The sequence below is a fragment of the Paenibacillus sp. FSL H7-0756 genome (assembly GCF_038006765.1).
Taxonomy (GTDB): domain Bacteria; phylum Bacillota; class Bacilli; order Paenibacillales; family Paenibacillaceae; genus Paenibacillus_AQ.
Genome location: NZ_JBBOVT010000003.1, coordinates 572,927 through 585,664, shown reverse-complemented (window position 1 = coordinate 585,664; position 12,738 = coordinate 572,927). Strand labels below are relative to the sequence as shown.

Here is a 12,738-nt window from a genome sequence, read left to right as displayed (position 1 = left end):
GTAAGCCCTCAGCTCCGAACCGTTTGCTTCTCGATATTATGCTTGATCGCTGCCATCTGCTCCTTGGTCGTGCGGTTCAGATGCGCTTCCACCTGCTCCCCGGTCAGCCCGCTTGCCGGATCTACCTCGAATTCCTGAATCCAAGTCATGTATGTCCCTTCGTCCTTCTCCTCATAGAGCCATTCCAGATTCATATGCTTGAACGGCAGCAGCGGCGCAAGGCGTCTGGCCGTAATCCGGAAGTTCGGCCGGTCCAGCCAGCGTTCCGATTCCCATGTGCGCGAAGGCCGGTTCCCCTCGGGATGTGTCGTCAGCTCAAACCGGATGTAGGCGTCCCCTTGCTCCAGCACCCGCGTCTCCTTGTATTCCGTGAATAAATCTGTCCAGTGCGCAATATCATTCGTCCGCTCAAATACGGTGATCCGGTCTGCATGAATCCAGATACTGTTCTGAATCGTTGCCACTTCATCTGCCTCCCCATTCGTATTAATGACATCGTAACGCCTAAGCCCGGAAGGGGACATAACCCGGCTGTTAAGCTTGCGTTAATTTACAGTTATAAAAAAAGACCTGACAGAATTCTGTCAGATCAATGGGTTCACCGAATATCCGATCCCCCGGCGAAACAGGATGATGTCGCTTCGTCCGGAGATGATCTCGATTTTGTGCCTCAGCTTGTATACGTACTGCCTCACAATCTCAGGGGAGGTATACCTGTCCCACAGCTGGTGCAGAATCTGCTCGGTGGGGATGTACTGGCCTTGGCATTCCAGCAGCAGCTCCAGGAGTTCGAACTCTTTACAGGTAAGCTCAATGACGAATTCTCCGACCTTCAGGGATTTGGAGTGCAGATGAAGGGCGATATCCTTGATGTGTCTGGTGTGGTGTGCGGGGAGGCCCAGTCCTTCGTCGAACCAGCAGCGCAACCGGCTGAACAATTCCTCCTGGAAGCCGTAACGCTCAAAGCTGCTGATGTACATATGATTGGAAGGAAAGGGGACAGGGGTACCGTGCGCGCTGATCTCCTCTACAATGAAGAATATTCTCAGCGTAAGCATCTCCTGCAGGTACTGCATCGTGTGAATGAAGCCCGGGTTGAAGTTAGGGGTGCTGATCACCACACCATCGAGCCGGAGACCTTCCTTCACAATATCGACCAGCGCCTCAAGCTCCTTGAAATGTAATACCTTACAACCGTACACCTGTGCAAAAAAAGAATGAACACTCTTAAACCTGCAATCCTCACAAGGCTCTGTGGAATCTGCACAACACACCAGCGCAACACGCATGAACTTCTCTCCAATCCCATTCTTCTCAAATAAGCTTGTTTCCCCAAGATTACATTTCCTATAATATAGTATTTTATGGGATTAAAAAGGAAAAATATCATAGTTTCTTATTCGAAAAATGAACAATTTAAAAGTTTGGCATTGTGTGATAATCCAGTTCCAAACTTCCCCTCCGCTTCTTTTTTACTTAAGTGTATGTTTTACAACTAAATGGAAATTAGACGCTACAGTGGACGATTTAGTTGTACAGAATACACTTGAGCATATCGCTGGTAACATAATGGCGGCACCGTACCATCAGCATGCGACTACGCTGGAACGGTAGCAACTGTAGTTTGTACAATAGAATGCTGTAAAAAAGGCTTCCAAATAGATTCTATTGTATTTGAGACAACAGAATGTTGAACAAAGGCCATCTTTCGCCCAAAATGCAATATTCTACTGTACGAAATACAATAGAATCACATTTCACGGTCAAATATGAGTTTTCTATTGCAGGAAATACAATCAGCCGTCTGCAGAACTATATTTCCCCTTCAAAATCCTACGAAGTACATCCGTCTCGATTTTCTTTCCCAATGATGATTCGTTGCCTTCTTATGCTATAATCGTTCACCAAGAGGGATTGTTATCTGAACTTAGAAGGAAAGGAAGATGCGAAATGGAACATTTCGTTTTGAATAACGGAGTCCAGATGCCGAAGGTGGGTCTCGGTGTGTATAACATCAAAGACAATCATGAAGACGCTTTAGTATGGGCGCTCCGCAGCGGGTACCGGCATCTGGACACGGCAGCAGCTTACCGCAACGAGGAGCTGATCGCCAGGGCTATTCAGAAATCGGGCGTCAATCGAAGCGAGCTCTTTATTACGACCAAAGTATGGAGCACGGACCTGGGGCGAAAGACCCGTAAAGCTTTTGAAGAAAGCTTGCAGAAGCTCCAAACGGATTATGTCGATCTCTACCTGATCCACTGGCCGGCCAAGCACTATCTGGAAAGCTGGCAGATCATGGAGTCTTTATACAAGGAGGGCAAGATCCGGGCGATCGGGGTGTCCAATTTTGAGCCGGAGCATCTGGACAAGGTCATGAAGCAGGGGACGATTGTCCCCGCAGTGAATCAAATCCAGACGAACCTGCTGCTCCAGCAAGGGCCGCTTCATGACTATATGAGGGGACACGGTATCCAGCATGTCGCGTGGAGCCCTTTTGGACACGGTAGCCAGGAGATGCTTGCCCACCCTGTACTCACCGAAATGGCAGCCAAATATGATAAGACAGCGGCGCAAGTTATCTTGAGGTGGAACCTTGAGCGGGGTATCGCTGTGATTCCGAAGTCGGTTACACCTGCAAGGCTGAAACAGAATCTGGAGCTGTTTGATTTCTCCCTGTCCGATGAAGAGATGAAGAGAATCGCAGCCCTGGATCAGAATAAAAGAGGATTTACCGATCCGCAAAATAAATTGTACCTGTGGTCCACCCGGTTTATCCCGTTGTCCTAAGTTTTTAAATATTATTTTTCGGACAACTGCAACTTTTCGCCGTAAAGAACCATCTGAGTATATAGAGGTGATGCACAATGAAACCAACTAATCTAACGAAGCACGCAAAAAAAATGAGCATCGCGTGCGGAATCCTGGCTGCCAGTTTATCCTTCGGAGCGTCCGCATTTGCCTTTTCGGACCTCAAGGGAAATCCAGCCGAAACCAAGATCAATGCACTGCATAGCACTGGTGTAATTAACGGAATTACGAACGACCTGTTTGCCCCCAATGCCAAAGTGACGAATGCGCAAGCCGTTCAGTTTCTTGTAAAAGGGTTGGCGCTTGCACCGAAAGCCGGTTCCGACAGCAGTACTAAGGCCAGCCAGCTTTTTGACAATGTAAAAGATAATGCCTGGTACGCCTCCTCCTTCGCCCTTGCGAAGCAGAGTGGCCTGACACTGGCAAAGGATATCAACCCGAATGCACCGATGACCCGGGCAGAATTCGCCCATCTGTTGACCCAAGCCTTGCAGAGCAAGGGTAATTTCCCTGTAACTAAAATGTTCTTCATGATTGAGGATGGCGATAAGCTTACTCCAGAGGTGAATTACAGCCTGCAGGTGCTGCTGAATACGAAGGTGCTCACACTGGATAACGGAAAATTCCGTCCGTCCGATGCGATTACCCGCGCTGAAGCCGCTGTCATGATCCATGATGCCGCTGAATTCGCCGACCGGGTGATTACGCCGAACAATCCGGGCAATGAGCCTTCTGAGCCGGAGCCGGTTCCGGCTAACAATTACGTCTCCGATGTAGTCCTGGACAAAGCCGCGGAAGGCGTCAACAAAGCCACCATCACCGTTGACAATCTGCCTAACCCCGGTTACGGCCTGACAGTAGAGCGTATCGAATTCACCAGCGCCACCAAAGCCGTAATTTATTTCAAGGTAACCCTGCCTGACCCGGATAAAATGTATCCGCAAGTCATTACCAAAGGCACGGTATCCACTTACCTGCCTGAAGGCTACACCGCAACCGCTGAGCCTGTAATGGATTCGCGCTGGCTTGAGCCATCGGCTCCAGCGAAGTAAGATTTTCTACGTACTCTCTATCTAGAGGTAGATAAATCCCTCAAAAACTTTACAAAAGCAGCGATTCTTCCGTTATTGGAGAATCGCTGCTTTCTGTCTATTAGGGTTGGGTATTTCGTATACCGCTTAAACAGTGGAGAGAACGGAACGATTGTGTAAAAGCGTCAGCGGTCGCCTTGGTCTCCGGATTTTCACCGAATAGGGGAATGAAAAAAATCTGGAGAGCACAGCGATTGGAACAACGTTTCGTTCGCGGAGCGTCCACCCAAGTGCCCACGTTGATCCTACTCCGCAATAAAGAGCTGTCCCAAGGAGCCTTTTCATGGCTTTTGGCACAGCTTCTTCTTGTTGTACGCCTACTTACTCTGCCGCAGCCGGTTCCGGTAATCCATTGGCCGGCAGCCGTAGGTCTTCTTGAACATCTCCGTGAACCGGTTCACATTGCTGAAGCCGGTTATGCCGGAGATCTCCATGATCTTCTTATCCGTGGTCTCCAGCAGGCTGACCGCCTCCGAGATCCGGTATTCGTTCAGGAAGTCCATCGGCGACAGGTCGAACTGCTTCTTCATGAAGCGGCAAAAGTACGACGGGCTCATATTGACCTGTTGAGCCATATCGGAGAGCGTGATCCGCTTGCTGTAGTTCTGCTGGACGTAGGCTAGCGTTTTTTTGGCCAGCATCGAGCTGTTGCCGCCCCGGGACTGCCCCGGCAGTCCTGCCCGCGGATGCTCAGCCGCACACTTTTCCAGCCGATACAGCACCTCGAACAGCCTGGCCTTAATCAGCATCTCATAGCCGTGCGACTCCTGCTGATAGAGATCACGCACCTCCTCCAGCAGTGGGATAAGCCGCAGCTTCTCCTCCAGCTCCCGCCCGATCAGCAGCGGATAACGCCGGTTGTCGAGGAAGAGCGGGGATACAAACTGCTGCTGAATCTTGTCTCTCTCCAGGCTGGAGAGGAAATTGAAGTGCACCAGCACCGCGCAGAAAATAATCTCCTCCTGATCCACGCGGATCGCCGAATGCAGCATATTGGGCTGAATGAAGACCGCCTCTCCGCTCTGGACGACCAGCTTCTCCTGTCCCACATGGAACTTGGCCGTACCCTTAATCATGAACAGCAGCTCCAGCTCCTCATGCCAGTGGGAGTACAGCACCAGATTATTCACCTTAGCTACCTTGGTTACATGCACGCTCATACGGAATTGTCTGCTGCCATGAATAAGCTTTTCCTTCATATCCTGAGATACGGGTTCGCCGATGGAATCGAGCAGTTCAAGACTTTTTTTCACTGAGGTTCCCTCCCTCCCGGCCCACCGGATACTGCCGCAGCGTCAGCTATGCACTCAGCCCTTCACTGCACCGATCATTACACCCTTCTCGAAGTACTTCTGGATAAACGGATAGATAATCAGCACCGGCACCGTCGATACGATAATGACCGCATATTTGATCTGATCCGCGAACTGCTGGGCATAGCTGCCCGCACCGGCCCCGGCACCTGATCCGGCTCCGCCCGCAAACGCCTGATTGGATAACAGAATATTGCGCAGGACGATCTGCAGCGGCTGTAAGCTATCCGTATTGATATAGAGCAGAGCGTTGAAGAAGTCGTTCCAGTGACCCACCACATAGTAGAGCGTGATGACGGAGATCACCGCCTTGGACAGCGGAACCACCACCGAGATGAAGTAGCGGAAATGCGAGCAGCCATCCAGGGTAGCCGCTTCTTGCAGCTCCTCCGGTATAGCGGTCTCGAAGAAGGTCCTTGTAATAATCAGATTGTATACACTAATGGCGCCGTTCACAATCATTACCCAAGGCGTATTCAGCAGATTCAGGTCACGGATCAGCAGATAGGTGGGAATCATTCCCCCGCCAAAATACATCGTGATCACGAACAGCGGCATAATGAACCTGCGTGCCCGGAATTTCCGCTGGGACAAGGCATACGCCGCAGGGAGCGTGACCAGCAGATTGAGCAGCGTGCCCAGCACCGTGTAGATAATTGTATTTTTATACCCCTGCCAGATCCGGGTGTCCTTGAATATCTGCTCATAGCCGTACAGGTTAATGTCCTTGGGCCATAGAATAACCTGCCCCTGATTCACCATGGTAGAATTGCTGACGGAAGCTATGATGATGAAATACAGCGGGTACGCGACCATAATGAACGCTGCGATGCTTATAACCGCAACCACCAGCGTATACAGCCTGTCTGCGATACCGCCCGAATGCTGTATCTTTTGCGAATGAGCGGCTTGACTGTTTGACATCCCATTTCCTCCTTACATCAGACTGATTTTTGAAGTTTTTTTGGCCAGTGCATTCGCCAGCATCAGGAACGTGAAGTTGATCAGGGTATTGAATAGTCCGACTGCTGAACCGAAGCTGAACTGGTTGGATTTCACGCCCACGTTGAAGACATACGTGGAGATGACCTCCGAGACAGGCTTGTTGAGACTATTTTGCATCAGAAAAGTCTTCTCGAAGCCTACACTGAGTATGCTGCCCATATTCATAATCAATAAAATAATAATGGTCGGCAGGATCGCCGGAATCTCGACATGCCATACAGTCTGCCAGCGGTTTGCCCCGTCAATCCGGGCGGCGTCATATTGCTGCGCATCCACCGAGGACAGGGCGGCGATGAAGATAATGCTGTTCCAGCCGCAGGCCTGCCAGATGGCAGAGATGACATACACCGGGACGAAGGCGCCGGGGTCACCAATGAGATTCGTATCCGCAGGGATCAGGTGCAGCGCCTTCAGGAAGCCGTCAATCAGACCGGTGGTAGGAGACAGCATAATCTGCAATAGTGCGACCAGTACAACGGTGGAAATGAAGTAAGGCATATACACCGTAGTCTGCAGGATACGCTTGCGTCTGTTACTGCGGATCGAGTTGACCACCAGCGCCAGCAGGATCGGCATCGGGAAGCCCAGCAGGATGGAGAAAAAGGCAATAATAAACGTATTTCGCAGCGTAGGCCAGAACATCGGGCTGTTGAAGTACTGCTCGAAATATTTGAGTCCGGCCCATTCCCCGCCCGTCAGTCCTTTGCTGAAATCAAATTCACGAAAAGCAAGCTGGATACCGTACATCGGACCATAACAGAAAATGGCGATATAAATGACCGCAGGAAGCACCATCAGCCATAGCTGATAATGCCCCGCCTGCTTACGAAGCCATCCGTTCCCGCGCAGCGTCTGATGCGGCACCGTGGTCTGTGCTGGTTTCATTTGGGAGCGCCCCTTCCATTCGAGTCCACTATTTCAAGGTCGAGAGGTATTCGTCATAAGCCTTTTGGCGGATTTGCAGGTTCTGCTCAAGACCGGAGCTATTGACTGAGGCTACATACGCCGCCCACTCCTTCTCAATGTCAACCTTGGTGGTCAGCCAGTTCGCCCACTTTTGATCCGTGATATTATTGACGTTCGCCTGATTCATGGCCAGGGTGTTAGTGTCCTCCGTGCTGTATTTCATGAAGTTCTGCGGATAGACATTGCTCTTCTCGTCCGCCTTGTTCAGCAGCTCATCATAGACGGCCTTCTCCTTCAGCACATTCTGCATATCGGACCCAAGCGTCACCTTGTCCTTCAGTGCATCAGCAATGTACATCGGGCCGTTATCGGCGAACGAATTCGTCCATTTCCACGAGCCCGGGTCGAGGGATGCATCCGCCGGAGGAAGAATCGCATACGTGCCATCCCCGTTATCCTTGATTCCCTTATCCGTGTCATTCATCCCGCCGAACAGAACCTGCAAGCTGACAACCGGCTCATAAAAAGCATCAATGAACCGCATCGCAGCTTCCTTATTCTTGGAGCGGGCACTGACCGACACCGCATTAGAGCCGTAATTCTGGTAGTAGTAGTCATTGCTCCAGTACAGCTCATTCGTAGAATCTGCATGCTGCTTCAGCTGCGGCAGGGTAACATATTGATCCTTCAACTCGTTGCCGAAGCGGTCCCCTGTCTCCCAGCCCCAGGTGAATCCGACCTTAGCCGTAGTTCCATTCCCGCGGGCAACGGACTGATATTTGGAGTAATCCTGCGTGACCACTTCCTTGCTGATCAGATTCTGGCTGTACAGCTTCTGCAGGAATTGCATGAGCGTCTTGAACCGTTCATCTACATAGAAATTCTTAACCTGTGCCCCTTCTGTAAAATAGCCGTCGCTCGCTCCGTTGGACAGAGGCAGCCCCAGGCTGCCCAGCAGCAGCTTCGGCGTGAAGTCCCAGCCAATCGGGTTGAAGTCCATCGGAATCTCATCCGTCTTGTCCCCATTCTGATTCGGGTCGCCATCGCGGAAGGCAAGCAGCACAGTTTCTAGCTCATCCCAGGTCGTAGGCACCTGAAGGCCGAGATTGTCGAGCCAGGTTTTGTTAATGAACATCGAGGCAGTGGAGCCGGGCCAGATGCCCTTATAACGCGGAGTGCCGTAGAGCTTCCCGTCAATCTGTGTAGCAAGCGTTTTCAATTCCGGGTGCTCGCTGAACATCTTTTGAATATTAGGAGCGTCCTTCTCAATCAACGGACCCAGATCCTCGAATAATCCGTTGAATTGCACAAAATCGGAATTTGAGGTCGCATTGAACAGCAGATCCGGGATTTCGCCGCTGGCAAACAGGGCACTCTTCTTCTGATCCCAGTCCGCAGAGATTTGCTGCCATTCAATTTCGACATTCGCCTTCTCCTCTATTTCAGCGAGCCATTTCATTTGCGTGACATCTTTGGTCAGTGAATGCTTCACGATAATCGCCTTCAGCTTTGTTTTCCCCTCCGGCGTGTTGCTGCTGTCATTCCCCACATCTGAGCTGTTCCCCTTACTGCTGCAGCCTGCGAGTGATAGTCCTGCCAGACAGCCTGCCAGCACCAAGGCTAGAATACTCTTTTTTCTCATTTGACTTACCCCCTTAGTAGGAATTCATAAATGATCGGTAATACAAGCCATTCCTTCGTCGCCATATTCACGAAAGCGTTATCATTATTATAATTTTTCTTCTGCACCCTGTCTCACCGTATATTACCTTTTAATCATCGTATATTGACCTTTTTGACTGCAATAGCAGCTGAATTCAGGCGAAGATTCGACTTCCGGTAGGTGAAAATTGACACATGATGAATTGTTTTGGACAACGGGGAATCACCGCTGGCGGGATAGAGAATAATAATTCCAGCTATGGAGTGATTGGCTGCAACCTTTTGCTCCTGAATCCCATCTATGAGGATAAGAGGTGAGGTATAATGAAGAATACATTAACCCGGATGCACACGGCCAAAATCTCGCTGGCTTGCAGCATTCTGGCGGCAACCTTAGCTATCGGGTCACCGGCTTCCGCTTTCTCGGATCTGAAGGGCCATGCGGCCGAAGCCAAAATCAATGCCCTTCATCAGGAGGGCATCCTTAACGGAGTGACCAGCGACAAGTTCGCGCCAAAGTCCAGCCTTACGTATGCGCAAGGCGTGCAGTTCATGGTAAGCGGCCTGAAGCTTGCTCCGCAGCTCCCCTCCGGCAAGAAGGCCAGCGATTATTTTGACAATGTAAAAAACACCGCCTGGTATGCCTCCGCATTCCTGAAGGCCAAAGAAAGCGGCTTGCCGCTGGAGCGGTCTATTGACCCTAATGCTGTGATGACACGGGTCCAGTTCGCACAATTGCTGCTTCAGGCGCTTCAGAACAAAGGGGACTTCGCGTATACGGAGATGTATGCCAACATTACGGACGGCGGCAAGCTATCCGCTGCGGAGATGAACAGTCTGCAGATTCTGATCAACACCGGACTGGTCATGCTGGAGAAGAACAATACCTTCCGTCCGAACGAGCCGGTGACCCGTGCAGAAGCTGCCGTCCTGGTCTACGATGCCGCCAAATTCGTGAAGGAAGTGATTATGATGGATGAGAACATTTCAGCTCCGTCAAGCACCTATGATGCCGCTGTTACACTGGACAAAGCCGCCGCTGGTGTCAACAAAGCTACGGTGACCGTATCCAATCTGCCGAACCCGGGATATGGCCTGGTCATTGAGCGGATTGAGTTCGGCGCTGACAAAACCGCAGTGATCTACTTCAAGGTAACCTCACCGAAGCCCGGTTCCATGAACCCCCAGGTCATCTCGGCAGGCACCGCCGTCACCTATCTGCCGGAAGGCTATACCGCAGTAGCACAAGCTGCACCTGGCTCGGCAACCTCGGCTGCTTCCAGAGTCACAAAGTAGCAGCCTCCGCCTAACTAGATGCATCACAAAGAGCGCACCGCCGGATATCCGGTCTGGTGCGCTCTTTGTGCTCGTACACCGCCCCAAGCGCTGCCATATCAGCTCCATTTCGCAAAAAAACTGTGCCATCCTGCTGAAGGAAAGCACAGCTTGATTTTTGAGCCTCCGGTCTTTGCGGACCAGGAGGCCGTTATTTGCTTGAAAAGCCCCTTTTGTCACCCTAAACGGACTCAGAAGACGCTAATGAGGCTGTGAGACCTACTTACAGGCTTCGAAGCCTGCATTAACGGCTCCTGAGTCCACAACGGTCCGCAAAACGCCGATTTCAGCCAAATAAGGTCCGCTGAGTCCGTAAAGTCTCTACTTCTACTCCCCGCTGCCCGCCGCCTCGCGCGGCTGGCGCATCGTCAGGCTGACGCGGCCCTTCTTCACATCCACGCCGAGTACCCATACGGTGACATTGTCGCCGACGGAGACCACATCCATCGGGTGCTTCACATAGCTGCCGCTAAGCTGGGAGATATGAACCAGCCCGTCGTTCTTGATCCCGATATCGACGAAGGCTCCGAAGTCGATTACGTTGCGTACCGTGCCCTGCATCTCCATGCCGGGCAGCAGGTCTTCCATCTTCAGCACATCCTTGCGGAAGATAGGCAGTGGCAGCTCCTCACGCGGGTCGCGGCCCGGACGCTGAAGACTCTCCAGGATGTCGCGCAGCGTAGGCACGCCCACTTCCAGCTTCACCGCCAGCTCTTCCGCATCCTGAGCGCTTAGCTGCTCTGCAACCTCCTTGCTGCCGAGCTGCTTCACATCCAGCCCCAGCTCGCGGAACAACTTATCCACCACCGCGTAAGACTCCGGGTGGATCGGCGTGCGGTCCAGCGTATTGTCCCCTCCGGGGATACGCAGGAAGCCGATGCACTGCTCGTAGGATTTCGCGCCCAGGCGCGGCACCTTCTGCAGTGCCTTACGCGTAGTGAACTTGCCGTTCTCCTCGCGGAACTTCACAATATTCTTGGCAATCGTCGTATTCACTCCTGCCACATAGGAGAGCAGCGAGGCCGAAGCGGTATTCACGTCGACACCGACATGGTTAACCGCCGACTCCACGACGCCCCTCAGGCTCTCTTCCAGATGCTTCTGCGACACATCATGCTGGTACTGCCCGACACCGATGGCCTTCGGATCGATCTTGACCAGCTCCGCGAGCGGGTCCTGCACGCGGCGGGCGATGGAGGCGGCGCTGCGCTCCGCCACATCCAGATCCGGGAACTCCTCCTGCGCCAGCTTGGAGGCCGAATACACACTGGCCCCTGCCTCGTTAACGATCAGGTAGGCCAGCTCAGGGTCGCCGACCTCGGCAATCACCTCGGCCGTGAACTGCTCCGTCTCCCGCGAGCCGGTGCCGTTGCCGATTACAATGAGCTGGATGCCATATTTGGCGATCAGCTCCTTGAACTTGGCCGCCGCCTCGCGCTTCTTGTTGTTCGGCGGCGTCGGATACGTGACCGCCACCTCCAGCAGCTTGCCGGTATCGTCCACGACGGCCAGCTTGCAGCCGGTGCGGTAGGCCGGGTCGACGCCCAGAACATGGCGTCCCTTCACCGGCGGCTGCAGCAGCAGGCTGCGCAGATTACCTGAGAAGATGGAGATCGCCTGCGTCTCCCCCTTCTCTGTCATCTCCCCGCGCACCTCGCGCTCAACGGAAGGCGCAATCAGCCGCTTGTAGGCATCCTCGGTCACTGCCTCCAGCAGCTCCTTGACCGGAGAAGGCCCCTTCACCAGCTTGCGGATAATGAACGCATGAATCTTGTCCGGCACCACCTCGATGCCGACCTTGAGGATATTCTCCCGCTCCCCGCGGTTGATCGCGAGAATACGGTGCGGCGGCATCCGGTGCACAGGCTCCCGGTATGCATAATAATTCTCGTATACACTTTCCTGCTGGGCATCCTTGGCCTCGGAGACCAGAATCCCCTGACTCGCTGTATACTGGCGCACCCAGGAACGGATAGCCGGATCATCGGCAATATTCTCGGCAATGATGTCCATCGCCCCTTGCAGCGCCAGCTCGGCACTCTCTACGCCCTTGTCCGCATCGATATACTTCGCAGCCTCTTCCAGCGGAACTCCTTGGCGCCTCTGCTCCATGACCCAATCCGCCAGCGGTTCGAGTCCCCGCTCCTTGGCGACACTGGCCCGTGTCTTGCGCTTCTGCTTGAACGGACGGTACAGATCCTCCACTTCCTGCAGCTTCACAGCTTTCATGATACTCGCCTGCAGCTCAGGAGTAAGCTTGCCCTGCTCCTCGATGCTGCGGATCACATCCTTCTTACGGTCGCCGAGGTTACGCAGATATCCGAGCCGTTCTTCGACATCGCGGAGGACGTTCTCGTCCAGCTCCCCGGTCATTTCCTTGCGGTATCTGGCGATGAACGGAATGGTGTTGCCCTCATCGAGCAGCCCCACCGTAGTTCTTACCTGCTTCAGACTGATGCTCAGCTCCTTCGCAATCGCTGCAAGTATCAGTTCCTGCTCCTGACGGGCAGCGGCATCTTCCGCCGCCTTCACCGCCTGATTCGTATCAACGCTCAAGTAGATCCCTCTTTCTATACACAGTCTGAGTTCATAGCTCTCTATTGAAATACTATCAC

10 protein-coding genes are annotated in these 12,738 nt (G+C 52.7%); 3 read left to right on the top strand and 7 right to left on the bottom strand.

The window, feature by feature from the left end; genetic code table 11:
• Positions 1 to 8: 8 nt before the first annotated feature.
• Positions 9 to 464: an SRPBCC family protein gene (locus tag NST04_RS28355; RefSeq protein ID WP_340756364.1), complete on the bottom strand. Its 456-nt coding sequence runs from the start codon at positions 462 to 464 to the stop codon at positions 9 to 11.
• 120 nt (positions 465 to 584) lie between these two features.
• Complete coding sequence (locus NST04_RS28350) at positions 585 to 1,202, bottom strand: winged helix-turn-helix domain-containing protein (RefSeq protein WP_341187241.1); 618 nt, start codon at positions 1,200 to 1,202, stop codon at positions 585 to 587.
• Between the two features lie 748 nt (positions 1,203 to 1,950).
• Here NST04_RS28350 and NST04_RS28345 point away from each other — a divergent pair.
• Both NST04_RS28345 and NST04_RS28340 read left to right on the top strand, forming a co-directional pair.
• Entirely contained in the window at positions 1,951 to 2,790 is an 840-nt protein-coding gene (locus NST04_RS28345) for an aldo/keto reductase (protein ID WP_341187240.1), read from the top strand.
• A gap of 77 nt (positions 2,791 to 2,867) precedes the next feature.
• On the top strand, positions 2,868 to 3,863 hold the full coding sequence (locus NST04_RS28340; protein WP_341187239.1) for an S-layer homology domain-containing protein: 996 nt from the start codon (positions 2,868 to 2,870) through the stop codon (positions 3,861 to 3,863).
• A gap of 356 nt (positions 3,864 to 4,219) precedes the next feature.
• Here the strand turns inward: NST04_RS28340 and NST04_RS28335 are convergent, their stop codons facing one another.
• Genes NST04_RS28335 through NST04_RS28320 form a run of 4 tightly spaced genes read right to left on the bottom strand, consistent with a single transcriptional unit; the run spans position 4,220 to position 8,768 of the window.
• Complete coding sequence (locus NST04_RS28335) at positions 4,220 to 5,155, bottom strand: AraC family transcriptional regulator (RefSeq protein WP_341187238.1); 936 nt, start codon at positions 5,153 to 5,155, stop codon at positions 4,220 to 4,222.
• Between the two features lie 54 nt (positions 5,156 to 5,209).
• Positions 5,210 to 6,139 (bottom strand): carbohydrate ABC transporter permease, encoded by a 930-nt coding sequence (locus NST04_RS28330; RefSeq protein ID WP_341187237.1) that lies wholly within the window; start codon positions 6,137 to 6,139, stop codon positions 5,210 to 5,212.
• A 12-nt stretch (positions 6,140 to 6,151) separates the two neighbouring features.
• Entirely contained in the window at positions 6,152 to 7,105 is a 954-nt protein-coding gene (locus NST04_RS28325; protein WP_445321983.1) for an ABC transporter permease, read from the bottom strand.
• Between the two features lie 28 nt (positions 7,106 to 7,133).
• Positions 7,134 to 8,768, bottom strand: a complete 1,635-nt coding sequence (locus tag NST04_RS28320; protein WP_341187236.1) for an ABC transporter substrate-binding protein — start codon at positions 8,766 to 8,768, stop codon at positions 7,134 to 7,136.
• 344 nt (positions 8,769 to 9,112) lie between these two features.
• On the opposite strand from NST04_RS28320, the gene NST04_RS28315 reads away from it, so the two are divergent.
• Positions 9,113 to 10,084 (top strand): S-layer homology domain-containing protein, encoded by a 972-nt coding sequence (locus tag NST04_RS28315; protein ID WP_341187235.1) that lies wholly within the window; start codon positions 9,113 to 9,115, stop codon positions 10,082 to 10,084.
• Between the two features lie 366 nt (positions 10,085 to 10,450).
• On the opposite strand, the gene NST04_RS28310 is transcribed toward NST04_RS28315, so the two are convergent.
• On the bottom strand, positions 10,451 to 12,655 hold the full coding sequence (locus NST04_RS28310) for a Tex family protein (protein WP_445667973.1): 2,205 nt from the start codon (positions 12,653 to 12,655) through the stop codon (positions 10,451 to 10,453).
• Between the last annotated feature and the right edge of the window lie 83 nt (positions 12,656 to 12,738).

Bases quoted from the DNA above. Each gene is read 5' to 3' on its own strand.
- NST04_RS28325 (WP_445321983.1), bottom strand. From the start codon at position 7,105: ATGAAACCAGCACAGACCACGGTGCCGCATCAGACGCTGCGCGGGAAC.
- NST04_RS28315 (WP_341187235.1), top strand. From the start codon at position 9,113: ATGAAGAATACATTAACCCGGATGCACACGGCCAAAATCTCGCTGGCT.
- NST04_RS28320 (WP_341187236.1), bottom strand. From the start codon at position 8,768: ATGAGAAAAAAGAGTATTCTAGCCTTGGTGCTGGCAGGCTGTCTGGCA.
- NST04_RS28345 (WP_341187240.1), top strand. From the start codon at position 1,951: ATGGAACATTTCGTTTTGAATAACGGAGTCCAGATGCCGAAGGTGGGT.
- NST04_RS28330 (WP_341187237.1), bottom strand. From the start codon at position 6,139: ATGTCAAACAGTCAAGCCGCTCATTCGCAAAAGATACAGCATTCGGGC.
- NST04_RS28340 (WP_341187239.1), top strand. From the start codon at position 2,868: ATGAAACCAACTAATCTAACGAAGCACGCAAAAAAAATGAGCATCGCG.